At 59.1% G+C, this 23334-nt stretch carries 21 protein-coding genes; 10 read left to right on the top strand and 11 right to left on the bottom strand.

What is annotated here, in order from left to right; translation table 11 throughout:
• Positions 1-59 precede the first annotated feature (59 nt).
• Positions 60-1103, bottom strand: coding sequence for a class I SAM-dependent methyltransferase (locus tag EDF70_RS06550; RefSeq protein ID WP_132272480.1), 1044 nt, complete (start codon positions 1101-1103; stop codon positions 60-62).
• A 278-nt stretch (positions 1104-1381) separates the two neighbouring features.
• Here EDF70_RS06550 and EDF70_RS06545 point away from each other — a divergent pair, with 278 nt between their 5' ends.
• Positions 1382-3355, top strand: a complete 1974-nt coding sequence (locus EDF70_RS06545; protein ID WP_132272479.1) for an EAL domain-containing protein — start codon at positions 1382-1384, stop codon at positions 3353-3355.
• Here EDF70_RS06545 and EDF70_RS06540 read toward each other — a convergent pair.
• Positions 3344-4516, bottom strand: coding sequence for an MFS transporter (locus EDF70_RS06540; protein ID WP_132272478.1), 1173 nt, complete (start codon positions 4514-4516; stop codon positions 3344-3346). The two genes, EDF70_RS06545 and EDF70_RS06540, sit on opposite strands and share 12 nt — an antisense overlap.
• Positions 4517-4707: 191 nt before the next feature.
• Between EDF70_RS06540 and EDF70_RS06535 the strand changes: the two genes are divergently transcribed.
• Both EDF70_RS06535 and EDF70_RS06530 read left to right on the top strand, forming a co-directional pair.
• A complete protein-coding gene (locus EDF70_RS06535; protein WP_132272477.1) occupies positions 4708-5133 on the top strand; it encodes a DUF4864 domain-containing protein in 426 nt (141 codons plus the stop codon).
• Between the two features lie 89 nt (positions 5134-5222).
• The gene (locus tag EDF70_RS06530) at positions 5223-5516 is read left to right on the top strand and encodes a GIY-YIG nuclease family protein (protein ID WP_132272476.1); all 294 of its coding nucleotides are present in this window, start codon (positions 5223-5225) and stop codon (positions 5514-5516) included.
• Between the two features lie 288 nt (positions 5517-5804).
• Here EDF70_RS06530 and EDF70_RS06525 read toward each other — a convergent pair whose 3' ends face one another.
• The 6 genes from EDF70_RS06525 to coaD form a co-directional block, all read right to left on the bottom strand.
• Positions 5805-6362, bottom strand: coding sequence for a regulatory protein RecX (locus EDF70_RS06525; protein ID WP_245519056.1), 558 nt, complete (start codon positions 6360-6362; stop codon positions 5805-5807).
• Between the two features lie 12 nt (positions 6363-6374).
• The gene (gene tgt, locus EDF70_RS06520; protein ID WP_132272475.1) at positions 6375-7505 is read right to left on the bottom strand and encodes a tRNA guanosine(34) transglycosylase Tgt; all 1131 of its coding nucleotides are present in this window, start codon (positions 7503-7505) and stop codon (positions 6375-6377) included.
• Positions 7502-8590: a tRNA preQ1(34) S-adenosylmethionine ribosyltransferase-isomerase QueA gene (gene queA, locus EDF70_RS06515; protein ID WP_132272474.1), complete on the bottom strand. Its 1089-nt coding sequence runs from the start codon at positions 8588-8590 to the stop codon at positions 7502-7504. The genes tgt and queA overlap by 4 nt, the downstream gene beginning before the upstream one ends.
• Positions 8591-8667: 77 nt before the next feature.
• Complete coding sequence (locus tag EDF70_RS06510) at positions 8668-9183, bottom strand: peptidylprolyl isomerase (protein ID WP_132272473.1); 516 nt, start codon at positions 9181-9183, stop codon at positions 8668-8670.
• 101 nt (positions 9184-9284) lie between these two features.
• The gene (locus EDF70_RS06505; RefSeq protein ID WP_132272472.1) at positions 9285-9857 is read right to left on the bottom strand and encodes a peptidylprolyl isomerase; all 573 of its coding nucleotides are present in this window, start codon (positions 9855-9857) and stop codon (positions 9285-9287) included.
• A 23-nt stretch (positions 9858-9880) separates the two neighbouring features.
• Positions 9881-10375 carry a pantetheine-phosphate adenylyltransferase gene (coaD, locus tag EDF70_RS06500; protein WP_132272589.1) on the bottom strand — a complete coding sequence of 165 codons (495 nt, stop codon included), beginning with the start codon at positions 10373-10375 and terminating at the stop codon, positions 9881-9883.
• Between the two features lie 408 nt (positions 10376-10783).
• Between coaD and EDF70_RS06495 the strand changes: the two genes are divergently transcribed.
• Together EDF70_RS06495 and EDF70_RS30625 are read left to right on the top strand one after the other, a co-directional pair.
• Positions 10784-10963, top strand: a complete 180-nt coding sequence (locus EDF70_RS06495; RefSeq protein ID WP_132272471.1) for a hypothetical protein — start codon at positions 10784-10786, stop codon at positions 10961-10963.
• A 32-nt stretch (positions 10964-10995) separates the two neighbouring features.
• On the top strand, positions 10996-11124 hold the full coding sequence (locus EDF70_RS30625; protein WP_281033542.1) for a hypothetical protein: 129 nt from the start codon (positions 10996-10998) through the stop codon (positions 11122-11124).
• Between the two features lie 164 nt (positions 11125-11288).
• Here the strand turns inward: EDF70_RS30625 and gyrA are convergent, their stop codons facing one another.
• Positions 11289-14129, bottom strand: coding sequence for a DNA gyrase subunit A (gyrA, locus tag EDF70_RS06490; protein WP_132272470.1), 2841 nt, complete (start codon positions 14127-14129; stop codon positions 11289-11291).
• A 219-nt stretch (positions 14130-14348) separates the two neighbouring features.
• Between gyrA and EDF70_RS06485 the strand changes: the two genes are divergently transcribed.
• Positions 14349-14978, top strand: coding sequence for a MarC family protein (locus EDF70_RS06485; protein WP_132272469.1), 630 nt, complete (start codon positions 14349-14351; stop codon positions 14976-14978).
• A 66-nt stretch (positions 14979-15044) separates the two neighbouring features.
• On the opposite strand, the gene EDF70_RS06480 is transcribed toward EDF70_RS06485, so the two are convergent.
• A complete protein-coding gene (locus tag EDF70_RS06480) occupies positions 15045-15623 on the bottom strand; it encodes a single-stranded DNA-binding protein (RefSeq protein WP_132272468.1) in 579 nt (192 codons plus the stop codon).
• 294 nt (positions 15624-15917) lie between these two features.
• On the opposite strand from EDF70_RS06480, the gene uvrA reads away from it, so the two are divergent.
• Entirely contained in the window at positions 15918-18839 is a 2922-nt protein-coding gene (gene uvrA, locus EDF70_RS06475; RefSeq protein ID WP_132272467.1) for an excinuclease ABC subunit UvrA, read from the top strand.
• A gap of 47 nt (positions 18840-18886) precedes the next feature.
• On the top strand, positions 18887-19690 hold the full coding sequence (locus EDF70_RS06470; RefSeq protein WP_132272466.1) for a DUF72 domain-containing protein: 804 nt from the start codon (positions 18887-18889) through the stop codon (positions 19688-19690).
• Positions 19691-19693: 3 nt separating this feature from the next.
• Here EDF70_RS06470 and EDF70_RS06465 read toward each other — a convergent pair whose 3' ends face one another.
• Positions 19694-21169: an NAD(P)H-hydrate dehydratase gene (locus tag EDF70_RS06465; RefSeq protein WP_132272465.1), complete on the bottom strand. Its 1476-nt coding sequence runs from the start codon at positions 21167-21169 to the stop codon at positions 19694-19696.
• A 329-nt stretch (positions 21170-21498) separates the two neighbouring features.
• On the opposite strand from EDF70_RS06465, the gene EDF70_RS06460 reads away from it, so the two are divergent.
• Positions 21499-21837, top strand: a complete 339-nt coding sequence (locus EDF70_RS06460) for a P-II family nitrogen regulator (RefSeq protein WP_132272464.1) — start codon at positions 21499-21501, stop codon at positions 21835-21837.
• Positions 21838-21897: 60 nt separating this feature from the next.
• Complete coding sequence (gene glnA / locus EDF70_RS06455) at positions 21898-23307, top strand: type I glutamate--ammonia ligase (RefSeq protein ID WP_132272463.1); 1410 nt, start codon at positions 21898-21900, stop codon at positions 23305-23307.
• Positions 23308-23334 lie beyond the last annotated feature (27 nt).

The raw sequence follows: 23334 nt of genomic DNA, 5'->3' as shown, positions 1-23334 counted from the left end.
CAGGACGTCGCGGCGGACAGATGCAGATGGCGGGCAAGCTTCCCTGCCCGCCCCGGAAATCAGTCTTTACGCTTCATGACGCCATAGACGATGTTGCGGTTCTTGCCGAAGAACACGCTGGTCTCGTAGTCGCCACCTTCCGAGCATGCGTGGATGATGTTCCACATGTCGGCTTCCGAGCGCAGCAGCAGCTGCCAGTTCATGAAGGTCTCGATGTAACCGTCCACGACAATCGGGTAGGAATAGTTGGCAAACAGGAATGTGCCGCCCGGCTTCAGCATGTCCAGCGCACGCTGGGTAAGCTTGATGGCCACCTTGTCGACCAGATAATCGTAAAGACCGGACGCATAGACGAGATCGAACTGACCCGGATCGATACGCTTTGCCAGAACCTGGCGGACCGAGCCATCGATCGCTTCGACGCCCATTTTGGCGTAATCGCGGGTAATGGTGCCGATGCTGACCGGATCCTGATCAAGCGCCACATACCGCTTCAAGCCGCCATTCTTGGCCGCCTGCGAGCATTCGACCTCGCGAAGATGGCCGGCGGCAATGCTGAGCACTTCCGTTTCAGGCCCCTTCTCTGCCGCCACTTCATCAACGAAGCGTGCCAGAATATCGCGGCGGTCCCAGTTGGCCTGCGAGGATGGTGCGGTGCTGGTATATTCGAACAGTGCCCGGCCGCGCTCGGAGGCACCGGCAATCATGTCCGAAACGCAGTCGTGGCGATAGATGAGATCGAGCAGGCTGGCATCGCCGGAGTAACCGCGCGGCTTGTCCCACGACCAGCGTGTCAGCGGGTCTTCGAGGAAATAGGCGGCGACGGGATGGTTCTGGATGAACGGAACGAGGTCCTGCCAAACGCTCTGATGCAGCTTGCCACGCAGCTCGTGCAGGGAGAGCGTGACGCGATCAATGATGGCGGTCGGATTGTCGTTCTTTTCGAACTGCTGGCGAGCAAGCTCCAGCAGAATCGATAGTTCGCCCTTCCCCACGGCGAACTGGCGATCGAAATCCTCTGCCTTTTCCACCGACATCTCATCGGCAATCTGTTTTGGTGTGATGAGACTGTGGCCGTCGAATTGCAATTTGATTTGGTTCACGTGACATACCCCACTGCTAACGTGAATGAATTATTAACGACCTCAATCAAACACGATACATCTAAAAACGCACCATAGATCTGCATTAATGATTAACTATCGAAATCCATGACTGGCACATTGGTCGTCTTGACCATTGAAGATTCAAGAAAAGTTAAGTGCCTTACCCGTAAATTTACGGGATGTGAGCTGCATGGCGGAACGGATCTGCCGGCTCACCGAAGGTTCTGTTAGGAAATTCGCAATTTCCGAAATGGACCAAGTTTATAGGACAGTGCATGAAGCACACATTTGCCGACGCCATTGAAACTGATCTTCAGAAGTCGCTGGAGCGACCGACGTCGTTGGAGTTGCGTGCGCTTTACCGGGAAGCCGACGAAAAGGCGCGCGCCACCGCCACCCGCAAGGGGCTGTGGATCGCCGTCCTGTCTTATCTCGGATATTCGGCGACGGACTTCCTGATGATCCCTGACGTAGCGATGCAGACCGCTGTCGCGCGCCTGCTCGTTTCGGTGTTGTCGCTTGCCGTGCTCGAACTGCTGATCATGCTGAAGGTGCATGCGCGCTGGCTGGACCGCACGAGCGCGGTAGCGCTGGTGGTGGCCTATGCGGCATGGCTGGTACCGGCCCTGCACACCACCCATGCCGAGAGCCTGTCCTATTACATGATTTTTGGCGCCATCTTCATGATGGGTGCCAACCTCTTCTTCAATTTCCCCTTCCTGCTGTCGATCGTGTCGTCAGGGGCCATTCTCGCGTCCTTCCTGGCATCGCTGATATTCTTCTTCCCGCTCGACAGCGCCTATGCCTTCGCCTTCACCACATTCTATCTCTCCTGCTTCGTGTTCACCTCCTATGTGAACTGGAAGCTGAATGTGGAGCGCTACCACGTCTTCCTGAATGCGCATGAGGCAAAGCTGCGCCAGACCGAGGCCAACGAGCGCGGTGTTGCCCTGCTGCGCATGTCCAACACCGATTATCTGACCGGTCTCGATAACCGCCGTGCCGTCGATCAGCGGCTGCGCACCTATTGGAATGAATGGCAGGGCGCAGGCCGCGGTTTTGCCGCCATGCTGGTCGATGTCGACTTCTTCAAGAAATACAATGATGGCTATGGCCATATCCAGGGCGACCACTGCCTGATCACCGTTGCCAATACCATCCGCGAGGCAGTGGAGCCGCTTGGCGGTTCGATTGGCCGTTACGGCGGCGAAGAATTCATCGTCCTTGCCCGTGTCGACAGCCGCGCCGATGTGGCAGCGCTTGCGGAAAAAATCCGCGCGACGATCGAAAGCCTCGGTGTCCCGCATGTCGAGCGACGTGACGGCACTGCCATCGTCACCGTCAGCGTCGGTGCCGCCTTCACGCGTGACCATATCGGCGCCAAGCTGGAAAAGATGATCCACGAGGCCGACCGGGCGCTTTACAGCGCCAAGGCGCATGGCCGCAACTGCGCCCGCGTGTTCGATCCGAGCGATCCGCATACCAGCGACGAGAGCGAAAATATCGCCGCGCTGCTGAAACTGGCGATCAACCAGAACCTCGTGTCGATGGTCTACCAGCCGCTGGTGGATCTGAAGACCGGCAGGCAGGACGCCGCCGAAGCGCTGATGCGCCTAAAGACGCTGGACGGCGACAATATCTCGCCGACCCTGTTCATCCCCATTGCCGAACGCACCGGCATCATTCTCGAACTGGGCAAATGGTCGATCCGCACCGTCTGCCGCGAAATGCTGGTGTCCAACCAGGCGGATGTCGTCAGCGTCAACGTCTCGCCGATCCAGTTGCGCACGCCGGGCTTTGCGGCAAGCGTCGCGGCTATCCTTGGCGAAACGGGCGTTTCCGGCAATCGGCTGGCCTTCGAGATCACCGAAGGTCTCGATATGGAAATCCATTCCGACGTGCTGCGCTGCATCAGCGACCTGAAGACGCTCGGCATCCGCATCTGGCTCGACGATTTTGGCACCGGCTTTGCCGGTCTGTCATGGCTGCGTCTGATCGATTTCGATACCGTCAAGATCGACCGCTCCTTCCTGCACGACATCGACACCGAACGCGGCCGTATCATGCTCGGCGATATAGTCGATCTGGTGCGCCACCGCGGTCCCAACATCCTTGTCGAAGGCGTGGAAACGGAAGAGCAGTTGCAGTGCCTGCGCGACATGAATATCGATTTTGCGCAAGGCTATCATGTCGGCCGACCGGTCGCCGCGGCAAGAACCGCCGCCGTCCCGCGTGCCCTATCGCGCTGAGCGACGCCAGCCCGGACGAAAACCCGGTTTCGCCCCTTGCGAAACCGGCGCCATGAAAAAGCTCAGCGCCGCGAACGGTAAAAGCAGTGCAAAGCTCGCCAAAAGCCCAAAAGTTTCGGCAACGAAACCAAGCACCGGCGGCACGCCGATCGTCGAAAGCATCAAGGTCAGCGCCAGTGCTGCCAGATTGTCGGCAGGCGCGCCCTTGCCGCGTTCGATCGTGGTTGCCACCGCCAGCGGGTAACCGAGCGCAATGCCGCAGCCGATGACGAAGAACGCCACGCCTGTCAGCAACAGGCCGGGTGTGACCAGCATTCCGCACAGGCCGGCAATCACCATCAGCGCCGAACCACGCACCAGCGTCATCGTACCGTAACGCTGCCGTAACCAATCGCCGCAGAGCCGTGTCAGGCCCATGCCAAGCGTGAAGCTCGCATAGATGATGCCGGCCGTCGCCGCATCCGCGCCGGCGCGTTCCTGCAGGAAAAAGATACCCCAGTCGTAGATCGCGCCTTCGGTGATGCAGATGCCGAACACCATGACGCAGACCAGAAGAATGGTGCGGTCGGGCAGCACGAAAATCGTCGATCGTTTCGCATCCGGCCTTGTTTCGGGGGCGGAACTATCCTTTGGCGTGATGCGCAGAATGATCAAGCAGGCGACCAGAACCAGAGCCGAGGCCACCGACTGGTGAATGAACGGGGAGACCTCCCTCGCCGCCACGAAACCGGATGCCAGCGATCCCAGCAGCAGGCCGACGGACCAGAAGCCATGGCTGCGCGACAGCACTTTTACGCCGGTGCGCCTCTCCGTACCCGTGGCAATCATGTTGGTAGCGACATCCATGATGGTGCGCAGAAAACCGTAGACGATGAACAGCAGGAAGAACGGCATGATCGGGGCGATGGTGATCAGCGGCATGATGACCGCGCACAGTGCCAGAAACAGGGTCGCGGTAATCCGTGGCGTCAGCCGTTCGGTGATGCGCCCGGCCACAGACAGCGCCACCAGCGTGCCGATCGGCGCTCCCAATAGTGACAGGCCCAGAACCGCCTTGTCGACGCCAAGGCCGGCTTGAATGGCAGGCAGGCGGGTGAACAGCGAAACGAACAGGATCGAATTGCAGAAGAAGATCAGCGCGGGAGGCGCGAGCGTGGTCATGTCATCATTCCGGGAATCAGTATTTTTGACCGTATTCGCATCGCAAGATGAACACGGCAAGACAGCGGCTTGGCAGGGCTGCCATACGCAAACGGCAGGTGATAGCCGGATCAGCACAGGAATCTTTGCCTGCGCATCTTCACCTTTTCTGAAATAGCGCTAGCCTGACCTCCTGTCACTGGAGAAAGCCGATGCACGTTCGATCCATGCTTGTTGCAGTGTGTGCCCTCCTTTCATCCCTCGCCCCGGCCTTTGCCGAGGACCCCGTAGCTGACGCGCAGGCGATCATCAGCGAACAGATTGCCGCCATGAAGGCGCAGGATGCGGGCAAGGCCTATTCCTTCGCCGCCCCCGGCATTCGCGGGCTTTTCCCGGATGAAAAACGTTTCTTTGCCATGGTTCAAAAGAACTACGAGGCGATTTTTCACGCCGGAAACTATGCCTTCGGCCGCTCAAAGCTCGTCGGCGGCGGCGAACTGGTTTTGCAGGAGGTGATGATCACCGGCCCCGGCGGCAAGGACTGGACGGCGATCTACGAGATGCGGCTGATGGATGACGGCAGCTACAAGGTGAACGGCGTGCGCATGCTGAAGAACACGGCTAGTACCGGGATTTAGGTTTGCCAAGACGGGTACTTGTGAATTCGGGTGTAAAATTCTGAAATTCAATCATTGCCTGTATTTTCAGTTTTGTCATTATACCGTGCATGCGCAAAGGCTATGTCTACATTCTGGCATCAAGGCGTAACGGAACGCTCTATACCGGCATGACCAGCGACCTGCCGGGACGATTATATGATCATCAGAATGAGCTGACACCGGGCTTCACCAGTCGTTATGGTGTGAAGACACTTGTCTGGTTCGAGGAACATGATCTGATCGTAGATGCCATCCGTCGGGAAAAGACGATCAAGAAGTGGCCGCGAGCGTGGAAGCTCAATTTGATCGAGACGATGAATCCGGACTGGGAGGATATCGCCAACTATCTGCATGGCTTGTGATCAGATCAAAGCGGCTGATTTCGCGTCTTGGCGTTTCCTCTCCACCGTCATTCCTGTGCTTGTCACAGGAATCCAGTAGCGCCGCGTCTGCGGCGCGCTAGACTCGCGAACGGCAAAGCGAAGAAGAGTTCTTTCACCACGCAGACGCGTGGTGGCTGGATTCCTGTGACGAGCACAGGAATGACGCAGAGAAGAGAGCACACACCCGCAAAGCTCCGGGAGTTTTTGAATGTTACCAAGGACGGAGTCTGCAACATGATCGGAGCGACGCACCGGCGACGGAAATACTCAGAAGCTGCTGTCCGCCAACATCTCCTCGGCCTCGTCCCTGTCCAGCCCGATGACCCGACGGCAGAGTTCCAGGCTGAACCCTTGCCGTGCCATGGACGACAGTTCCTTGAGTGTCCGCTTTTCGTCCGCCTCGCCGCGCCGATAGGGGCCGAAACCACGCTTGCGAGCATAGGCAAGGGCCGCACGAACATCGTCGGCGTCTTCGAGCGCGATCGATGCCGTCTCCGAATCGATGCCTTTCTCCTGCAGCTTGCGCTGGATCATCCGCTTTGAACGACCGCTGCGCACGCCGGAGCGAACCTTCGTCTCTGCATAATTCTGGTCATTGAGCGCGCCCAGCGTCTGGCCGAATTCGAGCGCAGTTGTCGCCAGAACCTGCAGATGTTCTTCGGAAATATCCTCGAACTTCTGCCTGGCCTTGCGCTTGATGGCGTCGGACAGTTCGCGTTCCGACATCATCCGGCGCGACAGTCGGTAGAGGGTGGAGTTCTTGGCCCATGACAGCATGCGCGGCGTGACGCCGACCGGTTGATCCTGTTCGTCCTCGCCGCTCATCGCCGAAAAACCTCAGAGCTTGTCGATATCGCCCTTGGCCCAGGCTTCCTGCGTTTCCGCATAAAAATCCTCAAACCGGCCCTCGGCGATAGACTGACGGATGCCCTTCATCAGGTCCTGATAATAGTGAAGATTGTTCCACGAGAGCAGCATGCCGCCCAGCGCCTCGTCGGAGCGGACAAGGTGGTGCAGGTAGGCGCGCGAATAGTCACGCGCCGCCGGGCAGCTCGATTCCTCGTCGAGCGGGCGCATGTCTTCCGCATGGCGGGCATTGCGGATGTTGACGCGGCCACGGCGGGTAAAGGCCAGACCATGACGGCCGGAACGGGTCGGCATGACGCAGTCGAACATGTCGATGCCGCGCGCCACGGATTTCAGAATGTCGTCCGGTGTGCCGACGCCCATCAGGTAACGCGGCTTTTCGGTCGGCAGAACCGGCAGTGTGGTTTCCAGCATGGACAGCATCACGTCCTGCGGCTCGCCGACTGCAAGACCACCGACCGCATAGCCCTTGAGGTCCAACTGCTTCAGGCCTTCGGCGGAACGGACACGCAGAGCCGGAATATCACCACCCTGCACGATACCGAACATCGCCTTGCCCGGCTGTTCGCCGAAAGCAACGCGGCAGCGTTCCGCCCAGCGCAGCGACATTTCCATCGCCCGTTCGATTTCCTTCGGTTCGGCCGGCAGCGCCACGCATTCGTCGAGCTGCATCTGGATGTCGGAACCGAGCAGGCCCTGGATCTCGATCGAGCGTTCCGGCGACATGTGGTGCAGCGAACCGTCGACATGGCTCTTGAAGGTCACGCCCTGCTCATCCAGCTTGCGCAGACCCGAAAGCGACATGACCTGAAACCCGCCCGAATCGGTGAGGATCGGGCCGTCCCAGCGGATCAGCTTGTGCAGGCCGCCGAGGCGGGCGACGCGCTCCGCACCGGGCCGCAGCATCAGGTGATAGGTATTGCCGAGAATGATGTCGGCACCGGTATCCTTCACCTGATCGAGATACATCGCCTTGACGGTGCCGACAGTGCCGACCGGCATGAAGGCCGGGGTGCGGATCGTGCCTCTGGGCATCGACACTTCGCCGAGACGCGCGCCGGCATCGGTCTTTTTCAGGGTGAATTGAAAGTTTTCGGTCATCGGGGCATCCGGTGCAGCAGGCTGGAATCGCCATAGGAATAGAAACGGTAGCCGGTATCGATCGCGTGGGCATAAGCGCGCTGCATGGTCTCAAGGCCCGCAAAGGCGGAGACCAGCATCATCAGCGTCGATTTCGGCAGGTGGAAATTGGTCATCAGCAGATCGACCGCCTTGAAACGGTAACCCGGCGTGATGAAGATGCCCGTGGCATCGCTCCAGGGATGGATGAGGCCGTCGTCAGAAGCGGCACTCTCGATCAACCTGAGCGAAGTCGTGCCGACACAGACGATGCGCCCGCCCCTCGCCTTCACGGCATTCAAGGCTTCTGCGGTCTCAGCGCTGACATGGCCGATCTCAAGGTGCATCTTGTGGTCGTCGGTATCGTCGGCCTTGACCGGCAGAAACGTGCCGGCGCCGACATGCAGCGTCACGAAATGGCGTTCGATCCCTGCAGCGTCGAGACGCGCAAACAGATCGGGGGTGAAATGCAGGCCGGCGGTCGGGGCCGCAACAGCACCCTCCTCGCGCGCATAGATGGTCTGGTAGTCCTTTCGGTCCTGCTCGTCCTCGGGCCGTTTGGCGGCGATGTATGGCGGCAGGGGGATGTGGCCGGACCCCATGATCGCTTCGTCGAGCGCCGGGCCGGAGAGATCGAAGCGCAGGGTTACTTCGCCGCCCTCGCCCTTATCCTCGACCGTCGCCATCAGCGAACCGATCAGGCAGGTATTGGCGTCGGATTTGCCGAATTCGATGCGATCGCCAACCTTGATGCGTTTTCCCGGCTTGGCAAAGGCCTTCCAGACGTCCGGTTCGGTGCGCATGTGCAGCGTCGCCGACACCTGCTGGCCGCCCGCACCGTCACGGTGGCGAATGCCTTCCAGCTGCGCCGGGATGACTTTTGTGTCGTTGAAAACCAGCGCATCGCCGGGTTTCAGAAAATCCACGAGATCACGCACCACGTGATCGGCAAGTTCGGGTTCGTTACCCGGCTTGACGACGAGCAACCGTGCGCTGTCACGCGGATTGGCGGGCCGCAATGCGATATTGTCATCGGGGAGATCGAAGTCGAACAGGTCTACACGCACCGTCCGGGGCCTTTCAGAAAAAGCGAAACGCCCCGATCCGTTGCCGGGGCGTTTCTGGTCTGCTTATGAATGAAAAATCAGGCTGCAGCGTCGGCTGCAACGCGGATCGAAACGATCGAATCCGGGTCCTGAACAGGCTCGCCCTTCTTGATCTGGTCGATGAAGTCCATGCCTTCGATGACCTGACCCCAGACGGAATACTGCTTGTTCAGCCAGGGAGCGTCGGTGAAGCAGATGAAGAACTGCGAGTTGGCCGAGTTCGGGTTCTGCGAACGGGCCATCGAGCAGGTGCCGCGCACGTGCGGAACAGCCGAGAATTCAGCCTTCAGGTCCGGCTTTTCAGAGCCGCCCATGCCGGCGCGCGACGGGTTGAAGCTTTCGCCGCCCTTCTTGCCGAACTTGACGTCGCCCGTCTGGGCCATGAAGTCAGGAATGACGCGGTGGAAAACAACGCCGTCATAGGCCTTTTCGCGGGCCAGTTCCTTGATGCGTGCAACATGCTCAGGCGCGAGGTCCGGCAGAAGCTGGATGAGGACCTTGCCCTTGGTGGTTTCGACGATAAGGGTGTTTTCCGGATCTTTGATCTCAGCCATGGTATTCTCCTTGGTGTTTTAGCTTGGGGCTTTCGCCCGGATTGTCTGCTGCCGGAAACCCGGCGGCGGTATTGTCTGCAGTCAGATTGCTGGCCGCCAGATTACTGACCAACAGTGACCTTCAGCATGCGGTCGGGGTCGGAAACCTCGCCATTGCTGCCGGCACCCTTCTTGATCTTGTCGACATTTTCCATGCCGGACACGACCTTGCCGACGACCGTGTACTGGCCGTCCAGGCTTGGGTATTTGGTGAACATGATGAAGAATTGTGAGTTGGCCGAGTTCGGGCTCTGCGAGCGGGCCATGCCGACCACGCCACGTTCGAACGGCGTGCGCGAAAATTCGGCCGGGATATCCGGCAGGTCCGAACCGCCCATGCCGGCACGCGCCGGGGCAAAGCTTTTGCCTCCCTGCTTGCCGAACTGAACGTCACCGGTCTGGGCCATGAAGCCATCGATCACGCGGTGGAAAACGACATTGTCATATTCACCCTTGGCGGCCAGCGCCTTGATCTGGGCAACGTGTTTCGGGGCCAGTTCCGGCATCAGTTGCACGACAACCGGACCGTCCTTCAACTGGATGGTCATGGTGTTGGCATTGCTCGCGGCAAAGGCCGGGGCAGTAAAGGAAGCGGCCATCATGGCGCCGGCAAGGGCAAGGTGAAGCAGTTTCATCCTGGGCTCCGTTTGATAAACGATCAGCGTTTCAGCTTGGTAGTCAGCGCGTCGTGGACGGCAGCCGGCACGAATGTGCTGACGTCGCCGCCCATCGAGGCGATTTGTCGAACCAATGTGGCGGTTATGGGCCGCGAGGCAATGGCTGCCGGCAGGAAAACTGTCTGCACATCGGGTGCCATCTGTGCATTCATCCCGGCCATCTGCATTTCATAGTCGAAATCCGTGCCGTCACGCAGGCCACGGATCAACAGGCTTGCGCCATGCGCGCGTGCAGCGTTGATGACCAGACCGTCAAAACTCACGACGGAAACATTTTCGGCCTTTTGCGGCAGCGCATCGCTCAGAGATCGGCGGATCAGCTCCGCCCTCTCCTCGAAGCTGAACAGCGGCGTCTTGCCCGGATGCACGCCGATACCCACGATGACCGTGCCGGCGACATTGAGCGCCTGCACAAGCACATCGAGATGCCCGTTGGTCATCGGATCGAAAGATCCCGGGTAAAAAGCAGTGGTCATCGTGCCCGCGGTTTTGGGTTTTACAGCCATAAAAGTCACCGCCTTTTGTCACGGACGGCCGCCATTCGCAAGGCGGCCAGCGCCTGAACGGTAAATGAACACGCTGTTCAAGAGGGTTTCAGGCGCCCCATGTTTTTATCGATCCTGCAGAGACGGATGGAACGGTCCCGAAGTCCTGCCGCAGGAGTAAAAACATGCTGGTTGTTCTCGTCGTCACCGCCATCGGCCTCTCGCTTCTGGCTGAACTCGTCCTCACCGTGGACATGGATGACGCCAGAGGGATTTGAATCCTGAACGCCAGATGAACGGCCTCTTCAGGGAGGCTTCAGAGGGGGAGTATTAAAAATCCCTCAACAATGCGGAACCAGCATGCTCATTGCATGTTTACATAAAAGAAGGAATTCGGAGATGTTTGCGAAGAGAAATTCGGCAATGCCCGACAAGATCACCATGATCAGCGTTGTGTGGACCGCCATGATCGCAGTCATGATGACTGCAACTGTCACTCTTTACAACGACAAGTCCGACACGACTGCGACCAATTACACGGAGATGACCGGCACTTACCAGGGCGTCTCCTACTACTGAGGCCTTTAGGCCCGGAAAGGTATGAGATGTTCTTGACGATGACCATTCTTGCCGGGCTGATCAGCACCATGTTTGTTGCCACAGTCATGTCCTCGATTGCCGAGCTCCGCAGAGAGCGTGAGGATATCGAGGATTTTGCCCGCCGCCACAGGGCATTCTGAGGCCACCAATTCTGAACAAAAAGCCGGGTGAAATTTTCACCCGGCTTTTTTGCGTCTTCAGTCCTGAATGTTTGCGTCACTAATCCTGAATGGTGCGGAGTCTACACAATCACTCGATGAAACATAAAAGAAAAAGGCCGGGATCTCTCCCGGCCTTTTGCGTCTTATTCTTCGCTCGGTGCGTCGCCCTCTGGGGCGCCGCCTTCCGGCGTCTCAGCTATGGCGCCTGCTTCGGTGGTAACTTCACCCGGCAAGTCGCCTTCTTCCTCTTCACCTTCCGGCTCGCTGATGCGCTCGACCGATACGACCTTCTCGCCCTTGCCGGTGGAGAAGATGGTGACGCCCTTGGTGGCGCGGCTGGCGATACGAATGCCATCGACCGGTACGCGGATCAGCACGCCGCCGTCGGTGACGAGCATGATCTGGTCCTTGTCCTCAATCGGGAAGACGGCAACCTGCTCGCCGATTTCCGAAGTCTTCGAGGTGTCGGTGGCGCGTATGCCCTTGCCCCCACGACCCGATGTACGGAAGTCGTAGGACGAAGAACGCTTGCCAAAACCCTTTTCGGAAACGGTCAGAACGAACTGTTCGTGTGCCTTGAGGTATTCGTAGCGTTCGTCGGACAGCTGTCCTTCTTCCACCACTTCCTCGCCAACGAGAGCGATATCCTCTTCATCGACACCGGCGGCGCGACGTTCGGCGGCAGAACGCTTCAGATAGGCGGCGCGCTCCCAGGGCTCGGCATTGACGTGGCCGACGATCGTCATCGAAATGATGCGGTCGCCATCGGCCAGATTGATGCCGCGCACACCGATCGAGTTACGGCCGGCAAACACGCGCACTTCATCGACCGGGAAGCGGATCGCCTGACCGAGCGCGGTCGTCAGCAGAACATCATCGCCCGGAATGCCGAGATCTTCGTTCGGTGCCGTGCAGGTCTCGACGGAGAGGATTTCGTCGCCCTCTTCCTCGAGCTTCATGGCGATCTTGCCGTTGCGGTTGACCTGAACGAAGTCGGACAGCTTGTTACGGCGAACCGTACCGCGCGTCGTCGCGAACATCACGTCGAGGTTTTCCCAGGTCGCCTCGTCCTCGGGCAGCGGCATGATCGTGGTGATGCGTTCGCCGGATTCCAGCGGCAGCATGTTGATCAAAGCCTTGCCGCGAGACTGCGGCGTGCCGATCGGCAGGCGGTAGACCTTTTCCTTGTAGACGATGCCACGCGAGGAGAAGAACAGAACCGGTGTATGCGTGTTGACCACGAACAGACGCGAGACGAAATCCTCGTCGCGTGTCGCCATGCCGGAACGGCCCTTGCCGCCGCGACGCTGGGCGCGATAGGTCGCCAGCGGCACGCGCTTGATATAGCCGAGATGCGAAACAGTGACGACCATGTCTTCACGGGCGATGAGGTCTTCATCGTCCATGTCGAGGCCGGCATCCATGATCTGCGTGCGGCGCGGTGTGCCAAACTCGTCACGAACGGCAGCAAGCTCGCCCTTCACGATGGTCTGGATGCGAACGCGCGAAGACAGGATGTCGAGATAATCACTGATCTCGGCGCCGATCTTGTTCAACTCGTCGGCGATTTCATCGCGGCCGAGTGCGGTCAGGCGGGCCAGACGCAGTTCGAGAATGGCGCGGGCCTGCTCTTCGGAAAGATTGTAGGTCGCGTCCTCGTTGATCCTGTGGCGCGGATCATCGATCAGGCGGATCAGCGGCTCGACGTCATGGGCCGGCCAGCGGCGGGTCATCAGCTGTTCGCGGGCGGTCGCCGGATCGGGCGCGCGACGGATCAGTGCGATGACTTCGTCGATATTGGCAACCGCAATCGCGAGGCCGACCAAGATATGGGCGCGTTCACGTGCCTTGCGCAGAAGATATTTCGTGCGGCGGCTGACGACTTCCTCGCGGAAGGAAACGAAAGCGCGCAGCATGTCGAGCAGGATCATCTGCTCCGGCTTGCCGCCGTTGAGCGCCACCATGTTGCAGCCGAACGACGTCTGCAGTGGCGTGTAACGGTAGAGCTGGTTGAGGATGACATCCGCATTGGCATCGCGCTTCAGCTCGATGACGACGCGGTAACCCTGGCGGTCGGATTCGTCGCGCAGGTCGGAAATGCCCTCGACGCGCTTGTCCTTGACCAGTTCGGCCATCTTTTCGATCATCGTCGACTTGTTCACCTGATAGGGAACTTCGGTGATGATGATCTGTTCGCGATCACCGCGCATCGGTTCGATGGTGGCAAGGCCACGCATCATTACCGAGCCACGGCCGGTTTCGTAGGCCGAACGGATGCCGTTCTTGCCGAGGATCATGGCGCCGGTCGGGAAGTCGGGACCCGGAATGATTTCCATCATTTCCGGCAGTTCGATCGCCGGGTTATCAATCAGCGCGATACAGCCATTGATGACTTCAACGAGATTGTGCGGCGGAATGTTTGTCGCCATGCCGACGGCGATGCCGCCTGCGCCATTGACCAGCAGGTTCGGGAACTTCGCCGGGACCACGACCGGCTCCGACATGGTGCCGTCGTAGTTGTCACGGAAATCGACGGTTTCCTTGTCGAGGTCGTCGAGAAGCGCATGCGCGACCTTCTCCAGACGGCACTCTGTATAACGCTGGGCGGCCGGCGGATCACCGTCGATCGAACCAAAATTGCCCTGACCGTCGATCAGCGGCATGCGCAACGACCAGTCCTGCGCCATACGGGCCAATGCGTCATAGATCGCAGAGTCACCATGCGGATGGTATTTACCCATCACGTCACCGGTCACGCGGGCGCTCTTGACGTATTTCTTGTTCCAGTCGAGCCCCAGCTCGTTCATCCCGTAGAGGATACGGCGATGCACCGGCTTGAGGCCGTCGCGGACGTCGGGAAGCGCGCGGCTGACGATAACGCTCATCGCGTAATCGAGGTAGGACCGCTGCATTTCCTCCATGATCGAAATGGGTTCGATGCCTGGTGGCAGCTTTCCGCCGCCGGGTGTGCTTTGATCAGTCAAATCGGTTAGGATCCTGTTCGGAATCAGTTGACGTTTTTATAGCGGAAGGCGACCGCCAACGCCAATTTTGGAACCTGTTGTGAACAGGCTTTTACGACATATCGACAGCCGTAGCCATCGTCGTTTGTGGAGATCGTCCGCAAATGGGGTTTTCTCCGGGCTGCGGCTGTCCTAACAAGCTTTCAGGTTTACGGCAAGCATGCAGGAACAAGGCTTTAGATGGTAACGATCGACACGATCCTGAACGCACTGACGACGCTGCTTGTCACGCTCGATCCGCCGGGGCTCGCCCCGCTGTTCGTCGGGCTGACGGTCGGCATGGATGCAGCGCAGCGCCGCCACGTCGCCATGCTTGGCACAGTCACGGCTTTCGGCATCCTGGCAGGCTTTGCGCTTGTCGGCGCGCAACTGCTGGGTTTTCTCGGCATTTCCATGGGGGCTTTCCGCATCGCCGGTGGCCTGCTTCTGTTCTGGATCGCCTTCGAGATGATTTTCGAGCGCCGCAACGACCGCAAGGAAAAGACCTCGGAAACCGCGCTGACGGTCGATCACATCCGAAATCTCGCGATCTTTCCGCTGGCTTTGCCGCTGATTTCCGGACCTGGTGCCATTTCCGCGACCGTGCTTCTGGCCGGCAGTTTTCACGCGCCGCTGGAGCGCGCCATCCTTATCGGTGTCATCGGTGTCGCCATGCTGGCCGTGTTTGCCGCACTGATGATCGCCCCTGCCCTCGATCGTTTTCTCGGCGTCACCGGCCGTGCACTGCTGACCCGCCTGCTCGGCGTCATCCTGGCGGCACTATCGGTGCAGTTTGCCGTCGATGGCATCCGCTCGGCCTTCAATCTTTGAAGGTTTGGGCGTTTTCTTTTCAGCCCTTACCGACATGAAAAAAGGCGCCTCGCGGCGCCTTCTTGATCAGAACGGGATATCGTCGTCCAGGTCTCGCGAGAAACCGCCGCCGCCAGCATTGCCGCCGGAAGGCTGGCCACCACCACGATTGCCGCCGCCGGAAGACGGACGGGCGTAATCGTCGCCACCGCCGTAACCACCACCAAAGTCGCCACCGCCGCCGCCATAATCATTGCCGCCAGCGGAACTGCCACGACCACCACCGCCACCGAAGCCGCCACCACCTTCGCCGCCACGGCCGTCGAGCATGGTCAGGGTCGAGTTGAAGCCCTGCAGCACGATTTCCGTCGAATAACGATCCGCACCCTGCTGGTCCTGCCATTTGCGGGTCTGCAGTGCGCCTTCGATATAGAGCTTGGCGCCCTTCTTCACATACTGTTCGACGACCTTGCAGAGACCTTCGTTAAAAACGACGACGCTGTGCCATTCGGTCTTTTCCTTGCGCTCGCCGGAATTGCGATCACGCCAGCTTTCAGACGTCGCGATGCGCAGATTGGCGATCGGACGACCGTCCTGGGTCCGGCGGATTTCGGGATCGGCGCCGACGTTTCCGATCAGGATCACCTTGTTGACGCTACCTGCCATGATATTCTCACTTTCTACGCCACGTGACGCGGCTTAAAAATCCAATGCCGGCACCATAGACTATAGCCGCGGCCCGGTGGGACCCTTCCGATCCTTTAATCCACAGCGATTTCCCGAAATGCCGCCAAATGGGCGGATTGTTTCAGGCTGAAGATTGTTCTTTATTTGTTCTATTTTATTCCTATAGTCATGTCAAACGAATCGGGAACGACGGTTTGACCTTTGTCGTTTCCATCTCGACACCGCCGAATCAATCACTACATAGGGAAACTTCCCTCCCATCAGGCTTTGGTAATGAGCGAACTCAAGACGATCTCCATTCGTGGCGCGCGTGAACACAATCTCAAGGGCATCGACCTCGATCTTCCGCGCAATTCGCTGATCGTGATGACCGGCCTGTCCGGGTCAGGAAAGTCGTCATTGGCTTTCGATACGATCTATGCGGAAGGCCAGCGCCGTTATGTCGAGAGCCTGTCGGCCTATGCCCGCCAGTTCCTCGAAATGATGCAGAAGCCGGATGTCGACCAGATCGACGGTCTGTCGCCGGCGATCTCGATCGAGCAGAAGACGACCTCGCGCAACCCGCGCTCGACGGTCGGTACCGTTACCGAGATCTACGACTACATGCGCCTTCTGTTCGCGCGTGTCGGCGTTCCCTATTCGCCGGCCACAGGCCTGCCGATCGAAAGCCAGACGGTCAGCCAGATGGTCGATCGCATTGTCGCTTACGAGGAAGGCACGCGTCTTTATATTCTTGCGCCGATGATCCGTGGCCGTAAGGGCGAGTATAAAAAGGAACTCGCCGAACTGATGAAAAAGGGCTTTCAGCGCGTGAAAGTCGATGGTCAGTTCTACGAGATCGCCGACGTTCCGCCGCTCGACAAGAAATACAAGCACGATATTGACGTCGTTGTGGACCGTCTCGTGGTGCGCTCCGACATCTCCGCTCGTCTGGCGGACAGCCTGGAAACCTCGCTGAAACTGGCCGATGGTCTTGCTGTCGCCGAGTTTGCAGACAAGCCCCTGCCCGCCAATGAAACCGCAGCCGGCGGCTCGGCCAACAAGTCGCTCAACGAAACACACGAGCGTGTGCTGTTTTCGGAAAAATTCGCCTGCCCCGTTTCCGGCTTCACCATTCCGGAAATCGAACCGCGCCTGTTCTCGTTCAACAACCCCTTTGGCGCCTGCCCGACCTGCGATGGTCTCGGCTCGCAGCAGAAGGTGGATGAAAACCTGATCGTGCCGGAACCCGGCCGCACCCTCAAGGATGGGGCGATTGCGCCTTGGGCCAAATCCTCGTCGCCCTATTACAACCAGACGCTCGAGGGCCTCGGCAAGGTGTTTGGCTTCAAGCTGTCCGACCGCTGGGAAAAGCTGTCGAAGGAAGCGCAGACAGCGATCCTCAAGGGCACCGAGGAAAAAATCGAGTTCAATTACGCCGACGGCGCGCGGTCCTATAAAACCACCAAGAATTTCGAAGGCATCGTGCCAAATCTCGAGCGCCGCTGGAAGGAAACCGACAGCGCCTGGGCACGCGAGGAAATCGAGCGGTATATGTCGGCAGCGCCCTGCCCGGCCTGCGCCGGTTATCGCCTCAAGCCTGAAGCGCTGGCGGTGAAAATCAACAAGATGCATATCGGCCAGACCACCGAAATGTCGATCAGGGTGGCGCGTGACTGGTTTTCGGCTCTGCCCGAGCATCTCAATGCCAAGCAGAACGAAATCGCCGTCCGTATCCTCAAGGAAATCCGTGAGCGCCTACAGTTCCTGAACGATGTCGGTCTCGATTATCTCAGCCTGTCGCGTAATTCCGGCACGCTGTCGGGTGGTGAAAGCCAGCGTATCCGGCTCGCTTCGCAGATCGGCTCCGGCCTGACCGGCGTGCTTTACGTTCTCGACGAGCCGTCGATCGGCCTGCACCAGCGCGATAATGCCCGACTGCTCGAAACGCTGAAACACCTGCGCGATATCGGCAACACGGTCATCGTCGTCGAGCATGACGAAGATGCCATCCTTACCGCCGATTACGTCGTCGATATCGGCCCCGCCGCCGGCATTCATGGCGGCACGGTGGTGGCCGAGGGCTCGCCGCAACAGGTCATGGCCAATCCGAAATCGCTGACCGGCAAATATCTGTCCGGTGAACTCGGCGTTGCCGTGCCGGCCGAACGGCGCAAGCCCAAGAAGGGTAAGGAAATCAAGGTTGTCGGCGCGCGCGGCAATAACCTGAAAAACGTCACGGCGGCCGTGCCGCTCGGCGTCTTCACGGCGGTGACGGGTGTATCGGGCGGCGGCAAGTCCACCTTCCTGATCGAAACACTCTACAAGTCGGCTGCCCGCCGCGTCATGGGCGCGCGCGAGATCCCGGCCGAACACGATCGCATCGATGGTTTCGAACATATCGACAAGGTCATCGATATCGACCAGTCGCCGATCGGCCGCACGCCGCGTTCAAACCCGGCCACCTATACCGGTGCCTTCACGCCGATCCGTGACTGGTTTGCGGGCCTTCCCGAGGCCAAGGCGCGCGGATATGCGCCCGGCCGCTTCTCGTTCAACGTCAAGGGCGGCCGCTGCGAAGCCTGCCAGGGCGATGGCGTCATCAAGATCGAGATGCATTTTCTGCCCGACGTTTACGTCACCTGCGACGTCTGCCACGGCAAGCGCTACAATCGAGAAACGCTCGACGTACATTTCAAGGGCAAGTCGATCGCCGACGTGCTGGACATGACCGTCGAGGAAGGCGTCGAATTCTTCTCGGCGGTTCCTGCGGTGCGCGACAAGCTGCAGGCGCTGTTCGAGGTTGGTCTGGGTTATATCAAGGTCGGCCAGCAGGCGAACACACTGTCCGGCGGTGAGGCGCAGCGCGTCAAACTCGCCAAGGAACTGTCGAAACGCTCCACCGGCCGCACGCTCTACATTCTCGACGAACCGACCACCGGCCTGCATTTCCACGATGTGGCCAAACTTCTGGAAATGCTGCACGAACTGGTCAATCAGGGCAATTCGGTGGTGGTCATCGAGCACAATCTCGAAGTCATTAAGACGGCTGACTGGGTGATCGATATCGGCCCCGAAGGCGGCACGGGCGGTGGCGAAGTGGTCGCTCAAGGCACGCCGGAGCAGATCGTCAAGGAAAAGCGCTCCTATACCGGTCATTTCCTCAAGGAACTGCTGGAGCGGCGCCCGGCCAAGAAGGTTGAGGCGGCGGAGTAATCCGCCGTAACCACGATATGGTAAGCTGATCTCAACGGGAGGCACTGATGAGCAATTCGGGCATGATCCGCACCGGCATCGGCGGTTGGACTTTTGATGCTTGGGAAGGCACGTTCTATCCCGAAAAGCTCGCCAAGAAACGGCAGCTCGAATATGCGTCGAGCAAGCTTTCCGTCATCGAGGTCAACGGCACCTATTACGGTTCGCAGAAACCGGAAACCTTTGCCAAATGGGCGTCTGAAGTGCCGGACGGATTTATCTTCTCGCTGAAGGCCAGCCGCTTCACCACAAACCGCAAGATTCTCGCAGAGGCATCTGAATCGATTGATAAATTCCTTAATCAGGGACTGGTCGAACTAGGGGATCGTCTGGGGCCGTTGCTCTGGCAGTTCGCGCCGACGAAAAAATTCGAACCGGACGATTTCGAAGCCTTTCTGAAACTCCTCCCGAACACGCTCGAAGGTCTGCCGCTGCGGCATTTGGTCGAGGTGCGCCACGACAGTTTCAAGGTGCCGGAATTCGTCGCTCTGCTGGAGAAATATAATATCGCGCCGGTCTGCGCCGAACATTTCGATTACCCGATGATTGCGGATGTCACCGCGGATTTTGTCTATGCGCGGCTGCAAAAGGGTTCGGATGAAATCCCCACCTGTTATGCCGAGGACGATATGAACGCCTGGGCAAAACGGCTGAAGACATGGGCGGCAGGCGGCGTGCCGGATGATCTGCCGCTGGTGGATGCCGGTCGCAAGGTCGAGAATAAGCCGCGCGATGTGTTTGCCTTTTTCATTCACGAAGGCAAGGTCAACGCGCCGCAGGGCGCAATGGCCATGGCCGAACGCTTGAAATAGCGCTTAGCGGAACGTCACATCGGCATGGTCGGCCAGATCTTCTGCCGTCATGCCCGGCCCTGCCCGCCTGGCCGCCTCGCCGTGAAGATAAACGCCCGCCGCCGCGGCCTCGAAGGCCGGAACACCTTGCGCCAGCAATGCGCCGATCATGCCGGCCAGCACATCACCGGAACCGGCAGTGGCAAGCCATGGCGGCGCATTGTCGTTGATGTAGGCGCGTCCATCCGGTGAAGCGATGACACTGTCTGCGCCTTTATAAATGATGACGGCATGGGCGCGGACTGCCGCAGCCCTCGCCTTTTCCACCTTGCCGAGCTTCTGGTCGGCGGCGATGTCGGGAAAAAGCCGCGCAAATTCTCCCTCATGCGGCGTCAGCACCAAATGTGTTTCACCGTTTCCGAACGCATTGAACAGCGTCTCCGGCTCATCCTTGAAGGACGTGATGCCATCGGCATCCAGAACCAGCGCCTTGTCCTTCAGTATCGCCACGAAATCCCGCGCGCGGTTTCCCACGCCAAAACCGGGCCCGAGCACACAGGCCGCAATCTTCGCGGTTTCAAGCCATTCGTCCAAATCGGATATCGTTTGAATTTGCCGAAGCATGACCGCCGTCAGCGCCGCGGCATTGACCGCCATGGCGTCCTCCGGCGCGGCAACCGTCACCAGTCCGGCGCCGCTTTTGAGGCCCGCCTTGGCTGAAAGACGCGCGGCCCCGGTATGCGAGGCCCCGCCGGAAAACACCACGAGATGGCCGCGCTTGTATTTGTGGGTTTCGGTGGCAAGCCGCGGCAGATGTGAAGCCCACAAGGCAGGATCGTTTTTCAGGATATCTCCGGCATGCGCAGCAACGATCCTGTGCGGAATGCCGATGTCGAAAACCTCCAGTTCTCCGCAGTATTCCCGACCCGGCATAAGCAGATGCCCCGGTTTCCTTGCCATGAAGGTAATTGTGCGCTCGGCCCGAAACGCCGCACCCAGAATTTGACCGCGCAGGCCGCAAATGCCGGAGGGCAGATCGACGGCGAGAACAGGCAGTCTTGCCTCACCGACCGCCGAGATCACATCGCCAACCTCCGTCGGCAAAGGACGTGAAAGGCCGGCTCCAAACAGCGCGTCTATGATCACGTCGCCCTTGAGCGGCCGGTATTCGCCCAGTTGCCGTTTATCGATCGGGCATGCCACCGCAGCGCGTCGTGCATCCCCCTTCAGTGCCGCCTCTAACGCCAACTCATACACGCGAACCACTGAGCCCGATTCGGCGAGCACGCGCGCCGCCACATATCCATCGCCGCCATTATTGCCCGGGCCGCACAGAACCACAAAGCACTCCGCCTGCGGGTAATGTTTCAAGGCAAGCGCCGCAACCGCCTGCCCCGCACGTTCCATCAGCGCGTAAGACGGAATGCCGCAGTCCGCTGATGCGGCATCAACGGCGGACATTTCTTCAGGTGTCAGAATAAGTGTGCTGATGTCGGTCATGACCCATGTTGACTCGTCTTACCCGATAAAAACAATGGGTTTCTTTTTCGGCAAATGCATCAAAAATAATCATATGCATAATTATCAAGCATCCGATCGTCTTCGGAGGCGCTAATTCAGTGCGAGAAGATATCCCTCGCATGGTAATGACCAACTTCTTGCACGGCACCACTTTCACCACACAGCCCGGAAACCCGCCCTTGGCTCGGGCCATCACTTAAGGCTAGGATATTTAAGGCATCATCGCACTTGGATTGGCATGATACCTGCATTATCAAGGGCTGGCGGGGAGTGCCCGCTCTCAGGGAGAAGCGGAGAGATATTTTCTCATGAAAAAGATCGAAGCGATCATCAAGCCCTTCAAGCTCGACGAAGTGAAGGAAGCCCTTCAGGAAGTCGGCTTGCAAGGCATCACGGTGACCGAAGCAAAGGGATTTGGCCGGCAGAAAGGCCATACCGAGCTTTATCGCGGTGCGGAATACGTGGTGGATTTTCTGCCAAAGGTGAAGGTCGAGGTCGTACTCGCAGACGAGAATGTCGAGTCGGTCATCGATGCCATCCGCAATGCGGCCCAGACTGGACGCATCGGCGATGGCAAGATATTCGTTTCGAACGTGGAAGAAGTGGTGCGTATCCGCACCGGCGAAACCGGTATTGACGCGATTTAATAACGTCCGGTCCAACCAAGGACCGGCACCTCATCATTCTCACACCCAAGGAAAGATCCCATGACGACCGCAAGCGACATCATGAAACAGATCAAGGAAAACGACGTCAAGTTCGTGGACCTGCGCTTTACCGATCCAAAGGGCAAGCTGCAGCACGTCACCATGGACGTTGTCGCCGTGGATGAGGACATGTTCGCCGATGGCGTCATGTTCGACGGTTCCTCGATCGGCGGCTGGAAGGCCATCAACGAGTCGGACATGGTGCTGATGCCAGATCCGGCCACGGTCCACATGGACCCGTTCTTCGCGCAGTCGACCATGGTCGTCATCTGCGACATTCTCGATCCGGTTTCGGGCGAAGCCTATAACCGCGATCCGCGCGGCACCGCCAAGAAGGCAGAAGCCTATCTGAAGGCGTCCGGCGTCGGCGATACCGTCTACGTTGGCCCCGAGCCTGAATTTTTCGTCTTCGACGACGTCAAGTACAAGGCCGATCCGTACAATACGGGCTTTAAGCTGGATTCGTCGGAACTGCCGTCCAACGACGACACCGATTACGAGACCGGCAACCTTGGCCACCGTCCGCGCGTCAAGGGCGGTTATTTCCCGGTTCCTCCGATCGACAGCCTGCAGGACATGCGTTCCGAAATGCTGACGGTCCTGACGGAAATGGGCGTCGTCGTCGAAAAGCACCACCACGAAGTGGCTGCCGCCCAGCACGAGCTTGGCGTCAAGTTCGACACGCTGGTGCGCAACGCCGACAAGATCCAGATCTACAAGTACGTAGTGCACCAGGTCGCCAATGCCTATGGCAAGACGGCAACCTTCATGCCGAAGCCGATTTTCGGCGATAACGGCTCGGGCATGCACGTGCACCAGTCGATCTGGAAAGACGGCAAGCCGACCTTCGCCGGCGACGAATATGCCGGCCTGTCGGAAAGCTGCCTGCATTACATCGGCGGCATCATCAAGCATGCCAAGGCCATCAACGCCTTCACCAACCCGACGACCAACTCCTACAAGCGTCTGGTTCCGGGTTATGAAGCACCGGTTCTCTTGGCTTACTCGGCCCGCAACCGCTCGGCGTCGTGCCGCATTCCGTTCGGCACAGGTCCCAAGTCCAAGCGCGTAGAAGTGCGCTTCCCTGATCCGCTGGCGAACCCCTACCTCGCCTTTGCCGCCATGCTGATGGCCGGCCTCGACGGCATCAAGAACAAGATCCATCCGGGCAAGGCCATGGACAAGGATCTTTACGACCTGCCGCCGAAGGAACTGAAGAAGATCCCGACCGTCTGCGCATCCCTGCGTGAAGCGCTCGAAAATCTCGATCGCGACCGCAAGTTCCTGACCGCCGGCGGCGTCTTCGACGACGACCAGATCGACGCTTATATCGAACTGAAGATGGTCGAAGTGATGCGTTACGAAATGACGCCGCACCCGGTCGAATTCGACATGTACTACTCGGCCTGATCCGCCGGATCCGATAACGCAGGCGGC

Source organism: Neorhizobium sp. JUb45 (assembly GCF_004343585.1).
Lineage (GTDB): Bacteria > Pseudomonadota > Alphaproteobacteria > Rhizobiales > Rhizobiaceae > Neorhizobium.
Note: the sequence above shows the minus strand (reverse complement) of the source record. Positions and strands in the feature narration are given on the sequence as shown.